The organism is Micromonospora sp. NPDC000663 (assembly GCF_042898105.1).
Classification (GTDB): Bacteria; Actinomycetota; Actinomycetes; order Mycobacteriales; family Micromonosporaceae; genus Micromonospora.
Window position 1 is genome coordinate 108,572 of record NZ_JBIAYR010000007.1, and the last position, 18,137, is coordinate 126,708.

Annotated in this window: 18 protein-coding genes; 9 read left to right on the forward strand and 9 right to left on the reverse strand. The window is 73.0% G+C overall.

Annotated elements, in window-relative coordinates; all coding sequences use genetic code 11:
- Positions 1-110: 110 nt before the first annotated feature.
- Entirely contained in the window at positions 111-668 is a 558-nt protein-coding gene (locus ACFY1S_RS22785) for a hypothetical protein (protein ID WP_387121413.1), read from the forward strand.
- Between the two features lie 124 nt (positions 669-792).
- On the opposite strand, the gene ACFY1S_RS22790 is transcribed toward ACFY1S_RS22785, so the two are convergent.
- Positions 793-1,620: a peptidoglycan-binding protein gene (locus ACFY1S_RS22790; RefSeq protein WP_387121416.1), complete on the reverse strand. Its 828-nt coding sequence runs from the start codon at positions 1,618-1,620 to the stop codon at positions 793-795.
- A gap of 224 nt (positions 1,621-1,844) precedes the next feature.
- On the opposite strand from ACFY1S_RS22790, the gene ACFY1S_RS22795 reads away from it, so the two are divergent.
- From ACFY1S_RS22795 to ACFY1S_RS22825, 7 genes are all read left to right on the forward strand, one after another.
- Positions 1,845-2,525, forward strand: a complete 681-nt coding sequence (locus ACFY1S_RS22795; RefSeq protein WP_387121419.1) for a response regulator — start codon at positions 1,845-1,847, stop codon at positions 2,523-2,525.
- Between the two features lie 13 nt (positions 2,526-2,538).
- On the forward strand, positions 2,539-3,987 hold the full coding sequence (locus ACFY1S_RS22800; protein WP_387121422.1) for an ATP-binding protein: 1,449 nt from the start codon (positions 2,539-2,541) through the stop codon (positions 3,985-3,987).
- Positions 3,984-4,877: a Gmad2 immunoglobulin-like domain-containing protein gene (locus ACFY1S_RS22805; protein WP_387121425.1), complete on the forward strand. Its 894-nt coding sequence runs from the start codon at positions 3,984-3,986 to the stop codon at positions 4,875-4,877. Before ACFY1S_RS22800 ends, ACFY1S_RS22805 begins: the two co-directional genes overlap by 4 nt.
- A 113-nt stretch (positions 4,878-4,990) precedes the next feature.
- A complete protein-coding gene (locus ACFY1S_RS22810; protein ID WP_387121428.1) occupies positions 4,991-5,620 on the forward strand; it encodes a TetR/AcrR family transcriptional regulator in 630 nt (209 codons plus the stop codon).
- A 33-nt stretch (positions 5,621-5,653) separates the two neighbouring features.
- The gene (locus tag ACFY1S_RS22815; protein WP_387121431.1) at positions 5,654-7,147 is read left to right on the forward strand and encodes an MFS transporter; all 1,494 of its coding nucleotides are present in this window, start codon (positions 5,654-5,656) and stop codon (positions 7,145-7,147) included.
- A gap of 105 nt (positions 7,148-7,252) precedes the next feature.
- Positions 7,253-7,756 carry a maleylpyruvate isomerase N-terminal domain-containing protein gene (locus tag ACFY1S_RS22820; protein ID WP_387121434.1) on the forward strand — a complete coding sequence of 168 codons (504 nt, stop codon included), beginning with the start codon at positions 7,253-7,255 and terminating at the stop codon, positions 7,754-7,756.
- Between the two features lie 9 nt (positions 7,757-7,765).
- Positions 7,766-8,044 carry an SCP2 sterol-binding domain-containing protein gene (locus ACFY1S_RS22825; RefSeq protein ID WP_387121437.1) on the forward strand — a complete coding sequence of 93 codons (279 nt, stop codon included), beginning with the start codon at positions 7,766-7,768 and terminating at the stop codon, positions 8,042-8,044.
- A 42-nt stretch (positions 8,045-8,086) separates the two neighbouring features.
- Here the strand turns inward: ACFY1S_RS22825 and ACFY1S_RS22830 are convergent, their stop codons facing one another.
- The 5 genes from ACFY1S_RS22830 to ACFY1S_RS22850 form a co-directional block, all read right to left on the reverse strand.
- Positions 8,087-9,286, reverse strand: coding sequence for an RtcB family protein (locus ACFY1S_RS22830; RefSeq protein WP_387121441.1), 1,200 nt, complete (start codon positions 9,284-9,286; stop codon positions 8,087-8,089).
- Between the two features lie 764 nt (positions 9,287-10,050).
- The gene (locus ACFY1S_RS22835) at positions 10,051-10,407 is read right to left on the reverse strand and encodes a hypothetical protein (RefSeq protein WP_387121444.1); all 357 of its coding nucleotides are present in this window, start codon (positions 10,405-10,407) and stop codon (positions 10,051-10,053) included.
- A gap of 94 nt (positions 10,408-10,501) precedes the next feature.
- Positions 10,502-11,812: an RICIN domain-containing protein gene (locus ACFY1S_RS22840; protein WP_387121447.1), complete on the reverse strand. Its 1,311-nt coding sequence runs from the start codon at positions 11,810-11,812 to the stop codon at positions 10,502-10,504.
- Between the two features lie 156 nt (positions 11,813-11,968).
- Positions 11,969-12,802 carry a M15 family metallopeptidase gene (locus ACFY1S_RS22845; protein WP_387121450.1) on the reverse strand — a complete coding sequence of 278 codons (834 nt, stop codon included), beginning with the start codon at positions 12,800-12,802 and terminating at the stop codon, positions 11,969-11,971.
- A 39-nt stretch (positions 12,803-12,841) separates the two neighbouring features.
- Complete coding sequence (locus ACFY1S_RS22850) at positions 12,842-13,810, reverse strand: acetylxylan esterase (RefSeq protein WP_387121453.1); 969 nt, start codon at positions 13,808-13,810, stop codon at positions 12,842-12,844.
- A 231-nt stretch (positions 13,811-14,041) separates the two neighbouring features.
- Here ACFY1S_RS22850 and ACFY1S_RS22855 point away from each other — a divergent pair, with 231 nt between their 5' ends.
- Positions 14,042-15,079, forward strand: coding sequence for a LacI family DNA-binding transcriptional regulator (locus tag ACFY1S_RS22855; protein ID WP_364376901.1), 1,038 nt, complete (start codon positions 14,042-14,044; stop codon positions 15,077-15,079).
- Between the two features lie 127 nt (positions 15,080-15,206).
- On the opposite strand, the gene ACFY1S_RS22860 is transcribed toward ACFY1S_RS22855, so the two are convergent.
- The 3 genes from ACFY1S_RS22860 to ACFY1S_RS22870 form a co-directional block, all read right to left on the reverse strand.
- A complete protein-coding gene (locus ACFY1S_RS22860) occupies positions 15,207-16,046 on the reverse strand; it encodes a peptidylprolyl isomerase (RefSeq protein WP_387121456.1) in 840 nt (279 codons plus the stop codon).
- Between the two features lie 70 nt (positions 16,047-16,116).
- Complete coding sequence (locus ACFY1S_RS22865; protein ID WP_387121459.1) at positions 16,117-17,322, reverse strand: D-alanyl-D-alanine carboxypeptidase family protein; 1,206 nt, start codon at positions 17,320-17,322, stop codon at positions 16,117-16,119.
- 10 nt (positions 17,323-17,332) lie between these two features.
- On the reverse strand, positions 17,333-18,082 hold the full coding sequence (locus tag ACFY1S_RS22870) for a MerR family transcriptional regulator (protein ID WP_387121462.1): 750 nt from the start codon (positions 18,080-18,082) through the stop codon (positions 17,333-17,335).
- Positions 18,083-18,137: the final 55 nt, after the last annotated feature.

Here is an 18,137-nt window from a genome sequence, read left to right on the forward strand (position 1 = left end):
TGTTACGGCCCGGCGAAGTGGCCGTGCCGGGGCGGGACGACGGTCACGGCAGAGGGCCACCGGCAACGCCGCCGCGGCGTGGCCCCCGCACATCGGACGGAGGCACCACGATGAGGATCAGGAGCGCACTGACGGCGCTGGCGGTCGTGCTCGCCGGGCTGGTCGCCGGCGCCGGCAACGGCGCCGCAGCGACGAGCGCGTCGCCGTACTGCGGGCTCACCTGGGGCAGCGCGGAGAAGTCGGCCGGCACACTGAGCAGCGCCCCGCTGGTCGACGTACGGACCGGACGGCACGACTGCTACGACCGGGTGGTGTTCGAGTTCGCCGGCCCGGTCGACGGTTACACGGTCGGCTACGGCGAGACGTGGACCGAGGGCGAAGGGCTGGCGCTGTCGCCGTACACCGCCGGGGGCGCGCTGCTGCGGGTCTCGCTGCGGGCCCCCGCGTACGACGACTCGCACGTGGGCACCGTGCCCTACCGGGTCGGTGAGCACGCCGCGAACCTGCTGCGCTATTCGACACTGCGTGACGTCGTCTTCGGCGGCAGCTTCGAGGGCTACAGCACCTTCGCGGTGGGCGTACGCGCGCGGTTGCCGTTCCGCACGTTCGTCCTCGCTGGTCCGGGCGCGCACAGTCGGGTCGTCCTCGACGTGGCCCACCAGTGGTGATCGGTTCCCGACGTCGCGCGGTCCATCGGCGCTGGTACCGCACGTCGGCCGACGTGCGGTGCCAGCCGATCGGGCGCCTGTGGGCCACGCGGGCGGTCCTGCCAGGTGACCGGAATCCACCCTCTCAGAGCGTGCGCTGGTACTCCTCCCAGGTCCGCTTCGGGCTCACCGCCGGCCCGTCGTCGGCGGCCCGGTTGGCCAGGCCGTTACGACCGAGGTAGTAGTCGCCGGCCTGGTTCTGCGCACCTGTCGACTGGTCGGTGTCGGACAGCGCGATCGCGTGGATGTGGTAACCCCAGTCCCCCTGCTCCGGGGTCCGCAGCCACGCGGCGAAGCCCACCGTCCGCAGTCGCCGCAGCACATCCGTTCGCACGGCCGAGGAGAGACCGCTGACCGAGAGGTCGAGCGCGCCGCCGCCGTCGTGCGTGCCGGCGGACGCGCCCACACCGCTGCTGTATGAGCCCTGCGTGATGCCGAGCTGACGGCCGAGCAGGCGTTCGGCCTCGAGCAGCATCGACCTGGTGCGTGTGTTGACCTGCACACCGCGCAGGGTCACCACGCTGCCGGGTGAGATCGCCCTGACCACCGTGTAACGCCCCTCGCCGAGCGACCGCAGCGACGACGGGCCGGGCAGGCCCGTCGCGTCGAGACCTGTGTAGCCGAGGGACCGCTGGTAGGCCGCGTACGCGGCGATCGTGCTGGTGCCGAAGTGCCCGTCGACGTACGTCGACGACAGTAGCCCTCTCGCCACCAGCGCGCGCTCCACGAGCAGGACGCTGTCCTTCGCCCCCTCGGTCAGGGCGGTGTCCGGTCGACGCGGATCGATCTGCGCCGCCTTGATCAGCGCCTCCATGTCCAGCTGTGGCAACGCGGCCGAGGCCGAACTGGCCAGCGGTACGGCGCCGACGACCGCCGCGCCGGCAGCGACGAGCAGGTTTCGTCTCGTGAGCACGCTTCCTCCGTAAGATATTGACCAGTCTGCATGGCAGAGTGAAGCTAGTCTTCAATGCGGAGGCTGAGTTGTCACCCCGCCGGGGCGTACGAAATCCACGGGACCGCCTCCCGCCGAGCTCACGCCCAGCCGGATGCGGCGTGCCGCTCAACAGGCCGGCCGGGCTGTGGAGACCGACCGTTCCGCCAGGCTCCGCACCGTGGCGGCGGGTCTACGCTCGGCTGGTGGAGGGCCGCGTACTGGTGGTCGAGGACGACGCCTCCATCCGGGAGGTCACCGCCCTCGGTCTGCGCCGCGCCGGCTTCCGGGTCGACACCGCCGTCGACGGGAGGACCGCGCTGGCGGCGTGGCGGGCCGGGCCGGTCGACGTGATCGTGCTCGACGTCATGCTGCCCGGTCTCGACGGTCTGGAGGTCTGCCGGGAGATCCGGCGCACCAGCCAGGTGCCGATCCTGATGCTCACCGCGCGCACCGACAACCTCGACGTGGTCGTGGGGCTGGAGTGCGGCGCGGACGACTACCTGCGCAAGCCCTTCGACCTGCCCGAGCTGGTGGCGCGGGTCCGGTCGGTGCTGCGCCGGGCCAGCGCTCCGGTCACGTCGAGCACCATCGAGGTCGGCGGCCTGGAGATCGACCCGGGCGGCTTCGTGGTCCGGCGGCACGGCCGCGAGGTGGCGCTGACGGCCACCGAGTTCCGCCTGCTGCTGGAGCTGGCCCGCCGGCCCGGCCAGGTCTTCACCCGGGAGCTGCTGCTGGACCTGGTCTGGAACCACGGCTTCCTGGGCGACTCCCGCCTTGTCGACGTGGCGGTGCAGCGGTTACGCGCCAAGGTCGAGGATGACCCGGCGCACCCGAGGCTGGTGCGGACCGTGCGCGGCGCCGGCTACAAGCTGTCCACTGGTTGACGGGAGGTCGGCGATGGCCGGACGCGGGGTTTCCCCGGGCCGCCTGCGGCGCCGGCTGACGGTCGCGTTCGTCCTGGTCGCCGGGGTCTCCGCCGGCCTGCTCGCCGGAGGCACCGGGCTCCTGCTGCGACAGTCCTGGTGGGACGCCTCGCTGCACCAGGCCGCCGCCGACGCGCGCTACCAGCTCGTCCTGGCCGGGCAGTTCCTGCCGCTGACCGAGCAGCGCAGCACCGACCTGCTCACCAGCTTCGAGAGCAGCGGGCGGCACGTGGTGCTCGTCGACGGCTCGACCCGGCCGTCGCACCCCGCGTACGCCCCGACGTTGGGCGACCAGCTGCGGGCGGCGGTCGCGGCCGGGCACCTGGGCTACCAGCGTTCAACGCCGGCGCACCGCCCACGCCTGCTGGTGGTCGGCGGTCGCATCCCCGGCTCGACCGCCGAGTTGTACGTCCTCACCGACGAGGACGACGTCGCCGCCGACCTCGACCAGCTGCGGACCGCGCTGCTGGCCGGCTGGGTGCTGGTGGTACTGCTCGCCGCCGGGGTGGGGCACGCGCTGGCCCGCCGGACCCTGGAGCCGGTGGATCGGGCCAGCCGGGCCGCGCGGGCGCTCACCGAGGGTCTGCTCGCCACCCGGCTCCCGGTACGCGGGCGTGACGAGTTCAGCGACTGGGCGGCGTCGTTCAACGAGATGGCCGAGGCGCTGGAGTCGAAGATCGCCGCGCTGTCGGCGGCGCAGGCCCGGGAGCGGCGGTTCACCGCCGATGTCGCGCACGAGCTGCGTACCCCGGTGACCGCCCTGGTGGCGGCGGCCTCGCTGCTGGGCGAGCACCTGGACCGGCTGCCCGACGACGCCCGGCCGGCCGCGCGGCTGCTGGTCGGCGACGTGGTCCGGTTGCGCCGCCTGGTCGAGGACCTGATGGAGATCTCCCGGCTGGACGCCGGGCAGGAGCGGCCGAGCGTCGAGCCGGTGGACGCGCCGGCGCTGCTGCGCGGCATCGTCGCGGCGCGGGGCTGGACGCAGCGGGTGCTGGTCTCCGGCGACCCGGTCATGGTGCGCACCGACGCGCGCCGGCTGGAGCGGGTGCTCGCCAACCTGGTCGTGAACGCGGTCGAGCACGGCGGCGGCGCGATCACCGCGACCGTGACCGGCGCCAGTCCGCTCGTCGTCTTCGAGGTGACCGACGAGGGGCCGGGCATCCCGGCGGAGCACCTGACGCGCGTGTTCGACAGGTTCCACAAGGTCGACCCGTCGCGCTCCGCGCCCGGCAGCGGGCTGGGCCTGGCGATCGCCCGGGAACACGCCACCCTGCTCGGCGGCGTGCTGAGCGTCAGCAGCGAACCGGGCGCCGGCACCCGGTTCCGGTTGGAGCTGCCCGCCCACGTCGGCGACCCCGCGCACCGGCCCGACGGCGACCACGCCGGTCACCCGGCCGGTACGGCTCCCGGTGGTGCGGGGTGAGCCGGCCCCGCGCCGCCCGGCTGGCCGCACCGGTGCTCGTCGCCGCGCTGCTCGCGGGAGGGTGCGGCCCTGCGCGCTCCGGCGATCTCGGTCCGGCGCCCGTCGCGGGGCCGTCGAGCGCGCCACCGGTCCGGTCCCCGTCCCCGGAGCCCGTCCCGTCGCGGCAGGCGGCACCGTCGGCCACCGGCGGCCCGGTGCGCCCGTCGGCGCCGGCCGGCGTCCGGCAGCCGGCCACTGTGACTGTCGAGCTGTGGTTCGTCCGGTCCGGCCGGCTCGTGCCGACCCGGCGGACCCGGCCGGCCACCGTGGCGACGTCCCGGCTGGCGCTCACCGAACTGGCCGCCGGACCCACGCCGGCCGAGGCCGCAGCCGGGCTGACCACCCTGCTGTCCGCCGGTGTCGAGGTCACCCGGATCACCGACGGCGTGGCGGTGCTGCCGTCCGTCGCGTCCGCCGACGACCCGGCGGGGCGGCTGCGCGAGGCGCAGGTGGTGTGGACGCTCACCCAGTTCCCCACCGTGCGCCAGGTCCGCTTCGCCGACGGCGCCCCGAGGGGCCGGGCGGACTACCCAGGGGTGCTGCCACCGATCGTGGTCACCGCCCCCGGCGTCGGCGCCCGGGTCGATGCCCCGCTCACCGTCACCGGGACCGCCGACGTGTTCGAGGCCACTGTCAGCGTCCGGGTGCTCGACGCCGCCGGTCGGGAGGTGGCCACCGGCTTCGGCACCGCCAGCTGCGGCAGTGGCTGCCGGGGCACGTACCGCGTGGTGGTCGGCTGGCGCACGGCCCGGGAGCAGCGCGGGACCGTCGAGGTGTACGAGGTGTCCGCGCGCGACGGCAGCCGGATCAACACGGTGGCGGTGCCGGTGGTGCTCGCCCCCGGACCCTGATCGGCGAGAACGTCATCGTTTCGATACCAGGTGCGACGCAGATCATAAAAGCCTGCGCGAACGCCGATCGGCGCACTAGGGTCAGTACGACATCGTTTCATGGGGGTTCGGGGATGCTTGGCGGTCAGCAGGTGGGCGCGGGTGCCGGTGTGCCGGCAGCCCGGGCCGCACGGTGCTCCGACAGCGACCTGTTCGCAGTGGTCATCGACCTGCTGCGCGAGGTCGGCTTCGACCGGATGACGATCGACGCCGTCGCCGCCCGCGCCCACGTCAGCAAGGCGACCATCTACCGGCGCTGGGACGGCAAGGCCGAGCTGGTCGTCGCCGCCCTGGGCGGTCGCCAGGTGGCCGTACACAACCCGCCCGACACCGGTTCGCTGCGCGGCGACCTGATCGAGCTGCTGCGCGCCACCGCCGCGATCTGCGTGGCCGACTGCGACCTGATGCAGGCGTTGACCTTCGCCATGCGGACCAGTCCCGAGCTGGAACGCCTGGTCCGTCACCAGGTGCTGCCCGCAGGCAGGGTGGCCACCACAGCCATCCTGCTCCGTGCCGCCGCCCGGGGGGAGATCCCTCCCGAGGCCGGTGAACGGGAGCTGTTCCACGACCTGGCGCCCGCGCTCACCATGTCCCGGATCCTCGCGCACGGCCTGCCCGCCGATGACGCGTTCCTCACCCAGGTCGTCGACCAGGTGCTGATCCCGGTGCTCCGCTACCACCCCGATCGCCCGTCCCGGGCCTGATCCATCGACATCCGTAACACGAGAGGCTTCACCATGCCCGGAACCACCTCGACCGCCCCCGGCGCGCCCAGCGCCGGGACGTCGACAGGGGCGCCGCACCCGCGGCGCTGGATCGCGCTGGCGGTCATCGCGATCTCGCAGCTGATGGTGGTCCTCGACGCCACCATCGTGAACATCGCGCTGCCGCAGGCCCAGGCCGACCTGGGCATCAGCGACGCCAACCGGCAGTGGGTGGTCACCGCCTACACGCTGGCCTTCGGCGGGCTACTGCTGCTCGGTGGCCGAATCGCCGACTACTGGGGTCGCAAGCGCACCTTCCTGGTCGGCATGACCGGATTCGCGTTGGCGTCCGCGCTTGGCGGCCTGGCCACCACCGGCGGGATGCTCTTCGCCGCCCGCGCGTTGCAGGGCGCCTTCGGTGCGCTGCTCGCCCCGGCGGCGCTCGCCCTGCTCACCGTCCTGTTCACCGAGGCCACCGAGCGGGCCAAGGCCTTCGCGGTGTACGGCGCCATCGCCGGCGGCGGGTCGGCGGTCGGCCTGCTGCTCGGCGGGGTGCTCACCGAGTACGCCGACTGGCGCTGGTGCCTGCTGGTCAACATCCCGGTGGCGGCCCTCGCCATCGCCTTCGCGCTCCCGCTGGTGCCCGAGAGCAGGGCGCACGGCAACACCCGCTACGACGTGCCCGGCGCGATCGTGGTCACCGCCGGCCTGGTCTCCCTGGTCTACGGCTTCACCAAGGCCGCCGAGGACGGCTGGGACGCCACCGCGACGCTCGGTTTCATCGCCGCCGGCGTGCTGCTCCTGGCCGCCTTCGTGGTGATCGAGCTGCGCTCCAACCACCCGCTGTTGCCGCTGCGGATCATCCTGGACCGCAACCGGGGTGGCGCGTACCTCGCCTCGACGCTGATCGGCGCCGGCCTGTTCGGCGCGTTCCTCTTCCTGACCTTCTACTTCCAGGTCGTGTTGCAGTACAAGCCCCTCGAAGCCGGGCTGGCCTCGCTGCCGGTGACCGCCGGTGTGCTGATCGCGGCGGGTGGCGCCAGTCAGCTGATGCCCCGGGTGGGCGCCAAGCCGCTGATGGTCGGTGGTGCCGTGCTCGCCGCCGTGGCCATGCTGGCGCTGACCCGGATCGACGTGGACACGTCGTTCCTCACCCTGCTGCTGCCCGCCCAGGTCGTCCTCGGCATGGGTCTGGGCTTCACGTTCGTGCCGCTGTCCAGCCTCGCCCTCGTCGGGGTGCCCGAGCACGACGCCGGCGCGGCAAGCGCGACGCTGAACGCCACCCAGCAGATCGGTGGCTCGTTGGGCACCGCGCTGCTGAACACCATGTACACGAGCGCGGTCGCCGCGTACCTGGTCGGTCGGGTGCCGAACCCGGTCAACCAGATCGAGGCGCTGGTGCACGGCTACCGGGTGGCGTTCGCCTGGGGCGCGGCCCTGATCGTGCTCGCCGGGCTTGTCACGCTGGTCCTGGTCAAGGTGCGCAAGGAAGACATCCCGACCGGCAACACAGTGCACATGGGCTGATCCGAGCGCCGTCGCCGGCCGGACCGCTCCCGTCGGGGGTGGACCGGCCGGCGGCCCCGTCCGGTAGCGTCCCGATCACCGTCGAACGTCCGTTTGAGGAGACCCATGTCCACACCTGCCGACCGCATCATCACCGCTCTGCGCACGGGCCACGAGGAGCTTGCCGCGCTCGTCCGGGACCTCAAGGAAGACGACCTGCTCCGACCGTCGGGAGCGAGCGAGTGGCAGGTGTCCCAGGTGCTCAGTCACCTGGGCAGCGGCGCGGAGATCACCCTGGCGTCGTTGGACGCCGCCCGCACCGGCGCGCCCGGCCCGGACGGTGACTTCAACAAGGGCGTCTGGGCACGCTGGGACGCCATGGCGCCGGCCGAGCACGCCGCCGGCTTCCTCGCCGCCAACCAGCGGCTCGTCGAGGCGTACGAGGCGTTGGACGCCGAGACCCGCTCGACGCTGCGGATCGACCTCGGGTTCCTGCCCGAACCTGTGGACCTGGCCACCGCGGCCCGTTTCCGGCTCAGCGAGTTCGCCCTGCACCAGTGGGACGTCGAGGTGGCGTTCAACCCGTTCGCGGCGGTCACGCCGGAGGCGACGTCGCTGCTGCTCGACTAGATCGGCGGGATGCTGGCCTGGACCAGCCGGCCGCAGGAGCTGGCCGGCCGGGAGGCCACCCTGCTGCTGCGCCTGAGCGAGCCCGAGCGGACGTACGGGCTGCGGCTGGGCGAGACGGTCGCGCTTGTCGACGCGCCGGAGCAGCCCGACGGTGAGCTGACCGCCCCGGCCGAGGCGTGGCTGCGGCTGGCCACCGGGCGGCTGGGCCCGCAGCACACCCCGGACGGGGTGCGGGTGACCGGACCGGTGACCCTGGACGACCTGCGCCGCGTCTTCGCCGGGTTCTGACCGACAGCCGTGCGGGCCGGTCGACCCGGCCCGCACGGTTGCTCAGCCCTTCACGCAGACCACCTGCTTGAGGTGGGCGACCACCTCCACCAGGTCCTCCTGCTGGGCCATCACCTCGGTGATGTCCTTGTACGCGCCGGGGATCTCGTCGACCACCCCGGCGTCCTTGCGGCACTCCACACCTGCGGTCTGCGCGGCCAGGTCCTCGGTGCTGAACGTCCGCTTGGCCTGGGCCCGCGACATCCGCCGACCGGCCCCGTGCGAGGCCGAGCAGTACGCGTCCGGGTTACCCCGGCCCCGCACGATGTACGACCCGGTGCCCATCGACCCGGGGATGATGCCCAGGTCGCCCCGGCCGGCCCGGATCGCGCCCTTGCGGGTGACCAGCACCTCCACCCCGTCGTAGCTCTCCTCGGAGACGTAGTTGTGGTGGCAGGAGATGGGCTCGTCGTAGCCGACCTGCGGGAAGTGCTCACGCACCACGCCGCAGAGCAGGGCCAGCATGACTGCCCGGTTGCGCCGCGCGTACTCCTGCGCCCACCACAGGTCCCGGCGGTAGGCGTCCATCTCCGGCGTGCCGGCGAGGAACACCGCCAGGTCCCGGTCCGGCAGGTCGGCGTTGTGCGGCAGGCCCCGGGCCACCCCGATGTGCCGCTCGGCCAGCTCCTTGCCGATGTTGCGGGACCCGGAGTGCAGCATCAGCCAGACCCGCCCCTCGTCGGCGCCGCCCTGCTCCAGGCAGACCTCGATGAAGTGGTTGCCCCCACCGAGGGTGCCGAGCTGTCGCCGCGCCCGCGTCTCCAGCTGCGCCACCCGCCGGTCCAGGCCGGCGAACCGACCCCAGAAGTCGTCCCAGCCGCGCTGCTCCAGACCGCGGATGCGCCGCGTGTCTACCGAGTCCGTGCGCTGGGCGAAGCCGACCGGAATGGTGGCCTCGATCGCGGAGCGCAGCGTGGCCAGGTCGTCCGGCAGGTCGGCGGCGGTCAGCGAGGTCCGGACCGCAGACATTCCGCAGCCGATGTCGACGCCCACTGCGGCCGGCGAGACGGCCTGCCGCATGGCGATGACCGAGCCGACCGTCGCGCCCTTGCCGAAGTGCACGTCGGGCATGACGGCGACGCCCTGCACCCAGGGCAGCGCGCCGATGTTGCGCAGCTGCTTGGCGGCCTGCGGTTCGATGGCGTACGGGTCGGTCCAGACCCGGACGGGTGCCCGGGTGCCGGCGAGAGGGGTGAATCCCATCGTGGTCTCCTCGAGTCAGGCCGGCACCAATCGCTTAATGCTGACCAGAAATGATCGCGCGCCAGATGAAACCGGCGCGAAATTTCGGCGGATACGAAAGGGCCGCCAACCCGCAGGGGGTGGGCGGCCACGCCTGACGCGTGTGGCGTCAGCGAGGTCGCTGCCCTTGGTACCGGTCCTGGTTGCGGTCCCGCATGCACCGGCTGAGACACCGGTACGACGCGGCGGACGACAAGACGGCGCCGGCACCCGGCGCCCGCCGGGTGGCGTCGATGGTTGTCCGTTGCGACATGGCGTGCTCCCCCCGCGTGTGCTCGGTCGGCCGTACTCCGCATGACGGTAGGTGGGGCAGGAGGTGTCCGCAAAGGATATTGCGTCAGCGCGCCTTGCCGTGGCCTTGCCGTGGCCTGACCGCCTGGCCGTGGTGCGGCCTAGGCGGCCTTGTCCGGTCGGGGTGATCACTCTGGCGGCCTGTCGAGCTGCCCCGAATATGGGGCAGCGTTCGCACCGGGGGGCAGCGTGCCCACCTGGGGCAGCGTGCCCACCTGGGCAGCGTTCCCACCTGGGGCAGCGTGCCCACCTGGGGCCAGCATGAGGGGAAGCGCCGCCAACAACGGCCCGCGACGGCCCCGGCACCGCTCATGGTCGGCTGGTCCCGGTGCTGCGGGCCGGGCCGGGCTGGGCATGGCCGTGGTCGCGGTGTCGACGTGGGTTCTGCGGTGCGGACCGCACGCTCTCTTGCCTGCCCCGTTCGTGGGGCAGCTCTACAGGGCGCGGACCAGGGGGTGCGTCCCCGGCCGGCTGCCCAGCGGCGAGGCGGGGCTCAGGTGTCGTAGCAGCCGTCCCAGGGCGGGTCGAAGCCAGGTCGTCGGGGAGGAACTCGGCGTGGTCCCGCCGTCGTACTCGTGGGACCAGTCGACCAGCCCGAAGACGTGCCCGTCGGCCTCGACCTGGAAGAGCCCGATGGCGATGTCTCCGTAGGCGCGGCCGGGCAGCGCGTCGAGCCATTCGAGCAGGCGGGCCTCCGCCCGGTCGATGGAGCCCTGCTCGTCCGCACTGGTGCCGGCGAACCAGATGTCCGAGTCGGTGTGCACGCCGTCGGCGTCGAACCGGTGCAGCACGGCGTACCACCGCTTGTGGCGGTACCAGTCGTCTTCGGCTCCGGCACCGCCGGAGAGTGTCGCGGTGACGGAGCCGAAGAACTGGCCCGCGCAGCTACGACAGGGCCACCAGCCGGAAGGACTGGGCCGCGGTGCCGTTGCAGGTGTACTGGATGAGCTGGACGCCGTCCGCCATGGACGCCGCGGGCACGTCCAGGCACTTGCCGCTGTTGCGGTTGACCAGCCGGTAGTAGCCGCCGCCCTCGGATTCGGCCCGCCACTGCTGGTTGGTGCCGCCGCTGTACGACCAGAGTTGGATCGGCGCCGAGTCGGCGGTCGAGCGGTCGGTCACGTCGAGCGCCTGGGCGCTGTTGGTGCGGTTGTTGACCCGCAGGTAGTCGCCGCTTGTCGACACGAACTGGTACTGCTGGGCGGCGCTGCCGTTGCAGGCGTACTGCTGGATGGCGGTGCCGTTCGCGCTGCCGGCGGCCCGCGCGTCCACGCACTTGCCGCTGCCCCGGTTGACCACCGTGTGCCAGGCGGTCGGCGAGATGGGCCCGTCGCTCGGCGGGGGCGTGGTCGGGGGCACGGTGCTGGCGCCGGCGAGCCAGTGCAGCCCGTCGATCAGCAGCCGGTTCTGCTGCTCACTGTCGAACGTGGACGACAGCCCGGTGTTGGTGCTGTAGTTCATCGCGTTGTGGCCGAAGTTGGCGTACAGCATCTTGTACTGCCTGTTGCTCCAGACCAGCGGGTAGTAGCCGCCGTACCAGGACTGGTTGGGGTCGGTGCCGATCGGGAAGCTGGACGGGTCGACCGAGGCGAGGATGTCGATGTTCGGGTTCTGCCGCAGGTCGCTGCTCCAGGAGTACCACTCGCTGATCGACGACGGGAACGTCGCCGGGAGGTTGCGGGTGGCGGCGTGGGTGCGGTTGTCCGCGCGCATGGTGACCCGGGTCGGCCCCCAGGTGTTCGTCTGGAACGAGCCGGAGCCGAGGAACGTGTTGTAGTACCAGCTCCAGCTCGACGGGTTGTCGGTCCAGGCGCTGACGTGGAAGCCCATCCACGCCCCGCCGTTGCGCATGTACTGCTCGAACGCCTGTCGCTGCGCGGCGGGCGGTGCGTCGTCGAGGAACATGACGACCTTGTACTGGGCCAGGTTGGCGGCGTTCAGCAGGCTCCAGTTGGTGGTCGACTCCCAGGAGAAGCCGTACTGGGCGGCGGCCTGCGGGAACCATGCCCGGGCGTCCCTGTCGAAGTCGATGTGCGCGGCGTCCCAGGTGCCGTTGTAGAAGGCCAGGACCTTGAACGTCGGCGCGGCCTGCGCGCCGCGTGTCGCGGTGACCGCGACGCCGGCGGTCACCGCGACGACGAGGGCGACGAACACCGCGAGGATCCGTCCGGTACGGGCCGGAAGTTCTGCGATCACCTGATCGTCCCTTCGCTGGGGACGCGCGCCGCCGCGTCGACATGAACATCTGTTCACATTGTTTACAGATAGACGAAAGGTTATTCCTCTGACGTGATCGCGTCAATCGCCGTCGACTCGCCTGCCGGATCCTCTACTGGACCTGACCGTCGGGCGTCAGCCGACCGACGAGCGGGCGACCGGCGCGGCGAAGAACGTGTCCGGGTACGGCTCGTCACGCAGGCGGTAGTGCCACCACTCGCGGTCGTAGTTCACGAAACCGGCGTCGGTCATCAGCCGCCGCAGCAACAGGCGGTTCTCCCGGGGCGTGCCGGTGATGCGGGAGTCGGCGGTGTGCGCCCGGGGGTCGAAGCAGTCGAACCCCGTACCCATGTCGATGCTGTTGTCCTCGAAGCGCTGACCGCGCGGCGCGGTGCAGGCGACAAGCGGCTGCCCCGGCCGGTACGGGGGTTGGCTGGCGGCAGGCTCGTCGACAAGGGTCAGGTCGATGGTGCTGCCCCGGCTGTGGGCCGTTGGCGCTCCGACGTAGCCGTCGGCGAAGAGCCTGTCCTTGGCCACGTCCGGGTAGAACTCGGCCTTGGTCTGCTGCTCGCCGGGCCGCTTCGACCAGGCGACGAAGTCGTCCACGGCCGGCTGCGGACGGTAGCAGTCGTACACCTTGAGGCTGTGTCCGCCGGCCAGCGCGGCGTCCTGCGCCCGGCGCAACGCCTCGGCCGCCTGCCGGGTGAGCAGGCACAGTGGCTCGGTGTAGCCGGCGATCGGCCGGCCGACGAAGTTGTGCGCGGTGGCGTACCTGATGTCGGTCCGGATGCGCCTGTCGACGTCGGTCAGGACCACGAACCCGGGCAGCCGCTCGGCGGGCGTGGGCGTGGGGCTCGCACTCACCGCCGGGGTCGGCGGCGGCACGGCCGGCGCGGGGTGGGGCTCGGGCCGCGGGCAGCCGCCGAGCAGCGCGGCGAGCGCGAGCAGGACGCCGATGCGATGACGCACCAGTCCTGTCTATCAGCCCTGGTCAGGCCCCGCGCCTGATCAGCCGTCGAGCAGGTGCTCCCGCAGGAAGCGCAGCGCCGCCTCGTCGTCGTCGATGCCGCCACCCTCGTGACCGTTGTACCGCCACACCGACAGTTCGGTAGGCCCGGCGTGGGCGTTGACGGCCGCGTACACCGTCGACGGCGGCACGATGTCGTCCATCAACGCCACCGAGAACCGGGTCGGCCGGCGGCAGCGTCGCGCGAAGTTGACCCCGTCGACGTACGACAGGGTGGTCAACACCCGCTCCTCGGCGTCGCGGTGGATGGCCAGGTAGTCGCGGATCTCCCGGTACGGGCGGGCGTCGGTGACCACCACGGCACGCGGGACGTCGCAGAGGAACGGTACGAACGCGACAACCGCCCGCAGGCCGGGGGCCAGCGCACCGGCCGCCAGGGCCAAACCGCCGCCCTGGCTGTGCCCGAGCACCGCCACCCGGGTCGGGTCGACCACCGGCAGGGTCCGGACGGCGTCCACCGCCCGCACGGCGTCGGTGATCAGCCGGCGGTAGTAGTAGGTGCGCGGGTCGCCGATACCCCGGGTGGTCACCCCGGGCGCCTCCGGGCCGGCGGTGCCCGGGTCCGGGGTGTCGCCGCGGCTCCAGCCCGATCCCTGCCCCCGGGTGTCCATCTGCAGGTGCGCGTACCCGGCCGCCGCCCAGAGCAGGTTCTCCATCGGGTGCCCGCGTCCGCCGCCGTAGCCGGCGTACTGCACGACTGTCGGCAGCGCGGTCCCGGCCGCGCGCGGCACCCGCAGCCAGGCCCGGACCGGCTGGCCGGCGAAGCCCGCGAAGGTCACGTCGAGGACGTCGATGCCGGCCAGCCCGGTCTCCACCGGCTCGACCCGCACGGGCCACCCGGCGTCGCGTGCCTCGGTGAGCGTCGCGGCCCAGAACTGGTCGAAGTCCCCCGGGTCCCGGACCGCGCTGCGGTAACCGCGCAACTGGTCCTCGGGAAGGTCCGTGTACACGTGACGTCCTCTCGACGCTGCGTCGAACAGCCGCCCGGCGGCCCGGCGGAGCGAAAGGTGCCGAAAGACGTCCGGAAACCTTCCGCAACTCCGGGAACGCTAGAACCGACCTGGCATGTCGTCAACCCCCGCCGGTGAGGCAAGATGGCGCGAGGAACGGTGCACGCCGTTCCGGCACACACGGCGGCGACGGCTCTGCGGTCGCCTCCGGAGGCGGTGAAGGAGACGCGGGTGGGCGCGGACGACGGACGCAGGGTGACCATCACCGCGATCGCACGGGAGGCGGGCGTGTCGGTGCCGACCGTCTCGCGGGTGCTCAACGGACGCTCCGATGTGGCCCCCGACACCCGGGAACGGGTCGAGGAGCTGCTGCGCCACCACGGCTACCGGCGGCGCAGCAGCCGCAGCGTCCGCCGCGCCGGCCTCGTCGACCTGGTCTTCAACGACCTGGACAGCCCCTGGGCCGTGGAAATCATCAGGGGTGTCGAGGACGTCGGGCACGGCGCCGGCGTCGGCACCGTGGTCTCCGCGATCCACAGGCAGCCGACCGCCGCCCGGCAGTGGTTGCAGAACCTGCGCACCCGGGCCACCGACGGCGTCATCTTCGTGACCTCGCACCTGAGCCCACCGCTGCACGCGCAGCTGCGTCGCCTCAACGTGCCGGTGGTGGTCGTCGACCCGGCCGGCGTACCCGCCATGGACGTGCCGACGATCGGCGCCACGAACTGGTCCGGCGGGCTCGCCGCGACCGAGCACCTGCTGTCGATCGGGCACCGGCGCATCGGGTTCGTGGCCGGGCCGACGCACCTGTTGTGCAGCCGGGCCCGCCTCGACGGGTACCGGGCCGGGCTGGAGGCGGCGGGCATCCCGATCGACGACAAGCTGATCTACCCGGGTGACTTCTACCACGCCTCCGGGTTCTCCGGCGGAACGGCACTGCTGGACCTCGCCGACCCGCCGACAGGCATCTTCGCGGCGAGCGACCAGATGGCCTTCGGCGTCTACGAGGCCATCCGGCGGCGCGGGCTGCGGGTCCCCGACGACGTCAGCGTGGTCGGCTTCGACGACCTGCCTGAGGCGCGGTGGGCGTCCCCGCCGCTGACCACTGTGCGCCAACCGCTTGTCGAGATGGGCCGGCTGGCGGCACGGACGGTGCTGCGGCTGTCCCAGGGCGAGGGTATCGACTCGCCCCGGGTCGAGCTGGCCACCGAGCTGGTCGTAAGGGACAGCACCGCCGCGCCGCCGACCGGGTCGCCCGCCTCGGCGTGACGGCTGGAACCACCTCGGACGCTGGTCACGCCGTTACCGATCGGCTGCCGAAAATTCCGCCGGCCGGCGGAGCTGTGGATCACCGATGGCGCGGTGAGCGACCCGAGCCGCCCACCGCGCCTGTCGCTCAGTGGTGGTGGTGGTGCGAACGGACCGCCCGGCGGATGTCCACCGGCAACGCCGGCGCCCCGTCGACCGGGGCCGGGTCCTCGGCCGTCGGCGCCACTCCCCCGGCGGCGATCCGGTCCAGCGTGGCAAGCCCCGCCGCGTCGACCTCGCCGAAGATCGTGTAGTTCGGTCGCAGCGCCGAGTTGGCGTACACCAGGAAGAACTGGCTGCCGTTGGTGTCCGGCCCGGCGTTTGCCATGGCCAGCACGCCCCGGGCGTAGACCCGACGTTCCCCGGAGGGGTCGGTCGGCGCCGGCGGCAGGTCGGTAGGCAGTTCGTCGCGGTACCTGTAGCCCGGGCCGCCCTCGCCCGTACCGGACGGGTCGCCGCACTGCAGGACGCTGAGCGTCGGGTACGCGGTGAGCCGGTGACACGGGGTCCGGTCGTAGAAGCGCTTGCCCACCAGGTGCAGGAAGCTCTGCACGGTGCACGGGGCGGCCGACCGGTCCAGGGTCAACCCGATCGGCCCGTGGTTGGTCAACAATGTCACTCGGACGCTGCCCCGGGCCGGCGTACGCCGCGGGTCCGGTGGCAGCGGCACCGGACGGGCCGCCGGCTCGTCGGGCGTCTCGGTGTACGCGCACGGCCCGTGGGTGGTGCGCGGCGGACGGGTGGCGGCATCGGAGGCGGACACGGTCGCCGTGTCGGCCGGCGCGGCGGCGGACGCCACGGGCGGCGCCACGGCGACGCCCGCGACGAGCGTTCCGGCGAGCAGCGTCACCCCCGCGAGGCGGGTCAGCGCGCGCGCCGGCCGGCGGGGTGCCACCACCCCGGGGCGCGGTTCGAGTTCACTCGGCACAGGGATCCTCCTGGACTCGTGGTGCCAGAAAGACCGGAGTCTATGGACGTCGTGGCCTGTTGTCGATGCGTCAGGGCAGCCGACGGCGCCGGCGCCACAGCAGGCCGCCCAGCAGCACCAGCACCCCGGCGCCGCTGATCACGGTCACCGACCACAGCCACCCCGAGCCGGAGTGCGCCGGTCCGCTCGCCGCCGCCGGCCGCGGTCCGCCCGGTGCCGCCAACGCCGGCGCCGCCGACGGGGTGGCGGTCAACTCCCCCGGCTCGACGAGTCGACCGACGCTCGCGTCGCGGGGCACCGTGAAACCCCAGTCCAGCAGCGAGCCGCCCTGCTCCCAGCCGCGTTTCGGCGCCGACTCGGCACCCAGCAGGGTCACCACCAGCCGCCGGCCGCCCCGTTCGGCCGCGCCGACGTACGTGTGCCGGGCCAGATCCGTGAAGCCCGTCTTGCCGCCGAGCGCGCCCGGGTACCGGTAGATGAGCTGGTTCTCGTTCTGGATCAGGAAGCCCTTGGTCCGCTGCGCCGGCTGGGCCGGGATCGGGGCCTGTTCGGTGAGCGCGTACCGCCGGAACGCCGGCTGGGCGAAGCAGGCCCGGGCGATCAGCGCCAGGTCGTACGCGCTTGTGAACTGCCCCTTGCCGTCGAGCCCGGACGGGGTGACGGCGTGCGTCTGGAGGGCGCCGAGCCGGTGCGCCTCGTCGTTCATGGCGCGTACGCCGTCGGCCGCGCGGTCCGTTCCGCTGCCCAGCCGGGCCAGCGCGTTCGCGGCCTCGTTGCCGGAGTTGAGCAGCAGACCGAGCCAGATGGTCTCGATGGCGTACCGGCCGCCCTCGACGAGGCCGACGGCGGAGGAGCCGGGCTCGATGTTCATGTCCTCGTCGGTGACGGTGACCGTCTGCTTCGGATCCAGGCGGGGCATCATCGTGGCCGCCAGCAGGAGCTTCTGCACACTGGCCGGGGTGCCGTACTCGTGCGGGCCGCACCCGCCGAGCACCTGCCCGGTGTCCAGGTCGGCGACCAGCCAGGAGGTGGCGCTGACAGCCGGTGGCGTACCGGCGCCGGCCGGCACGACCAGCCCGTCGGTGGCCAGCCCCGCACCGCCGACCGTCCGCTGCGCGGGCACGGCGGGCGGGGGCGAGGGTCGGGGCGGCCGGGACATCGCGGGAGCCGCCGCCCGTGGGCACCGCACGGTCGCGGTGGCACCCGGGGCCGCGGCGGCCGGCGCGGGAGCGAGCAGGACGGCGGACGTGGTGGCCGCCAGCAGCGCAGCTCTCATGAGCCCGACCCTAGTCAACAAGATCGCCCGGCGGGACGGGTTGGGCTCGTTGCCGCAGGTAGTCGTGCAGCGCGGCGCTCCCCCGCAGGCGGCGCAGGCTGCGCGCGTGCAGGTCCTGTTCGCGGCGGGCCAGCTCGGCGCGGACCCGTTGGGCGCTGCCGGTGGTGCGCAGCTCCCCCAGCACCGCCTCGATGATCTCGAACGGGTACGCGCCCCGACGCAGGAGCGCGACGACCTGCGCGGCGCGCAGCTCGGCCTCGTCGTACACCCGGTAGTTGGTGCCCGGCGCGCGGGTCGGGCGCAGCAGGTCGCGCGCCTCCCACAGCCGCAGCTGGGAGGTCCGGACCCCGACCAGGGCGGCGACCTCGCCGATCCGGACGCCCCGGCGCGGCGCGGGCCGGGCCGCCGGAGCTGCGGCCAGCACGGTCTCGAACGCGCCGAGCACCCGGCGGATGTCGGCCCGCTCCCGGTCCAGTTCGGCGTGGCCGCCGTCGAGCGCCGCCAGGGCCGCCGGCAGGTCACCCGTGTGCACCGCCGCCATGATCTCCCGGGTACGACCCCAGCCGTGCCCCTCGGCGAGTCGCCGCGCCACGGTCAACGCCCGGGAGTGCTCGCTCGTGAAGATCCGGTAGCCGCTCGGGGTGCGCCGCACCGGCGGCAGCACTCCCTGCTCGACGTAGTTGCGCACCTGCTGCACCGAGATCCCGACGGTGGCGGCCAGGTCCACGGCACGCAGGCGGTCCTTCGGCCCGACGTCCACGTCGGCAACAGTAGTGGTTGACACGCGATTTGAGACTTCTCCGCCCTTTCCGCCA

Excerpts from the sequence above, each read along its gene's own strand:
- ACFY1S_RS22815 (WP_387121431.1), top strand. The coding sequence starts at position 5,654 with ATGCCCGGAACCACCTCGACCGCCCCCGGCGCGCCCAGCGCCGGGACG.
- ACFY1S_RS22800 (WP_387121422.1), top strand. The coding sequence starts at position 2,539 with ATGGCCGGACGCGGGGTTTCCCCGGGCCGCCTGCGGCGCCGGCTGACG.
- ACFY1S_RS22830 (WP_387121441.1), bottom strand. The coding sequence starts at position 9,286 with ATGGGATTCACCCCTCTCGCCGGCACCCGGGCACCCGTCCGGGTCTGG.
- ACFY1S_RS22810 (WP_387121428.1), top strand. The coding sequence starts at position 4,991 with ATGCTTGGCGGTCAGCAGGTGGGCGCGGGTGCCGGTGTGCCGGCAGCC.
- ACFY1S_RS22865 (WP_387121459.1), bottom strand. The coding sequence starts at position 17,322 with ATGAGAGCTGCGCTGCTGGCGGCCACCACGTCCGCCGTCCTGCTCGCT.
- ACFY1S_RS22785 (WP_387121413.1), top strand. The coding sequence starts at position 111 with ATGAGGATCAGGAGCGCACTGACGGCGCTGGCGGTCGTGCTCGCCGGG.
- ACFY1S_RS22820 (WP_387121434.1), top strand. The coding sequence starts at position 7,253 with ATGTCCACACCTGCCGACCGCATCATCACCGCTCTGCGCACGGGCCAC.
- ACFY1S_RS22825 (WP_387121437.1), top strand. The coding sequence starts at position 7,766 with ATGCTGGCCTGGACCAGCCGGCCGCAGGAGCTGGCCGGCCGGGAGGCC.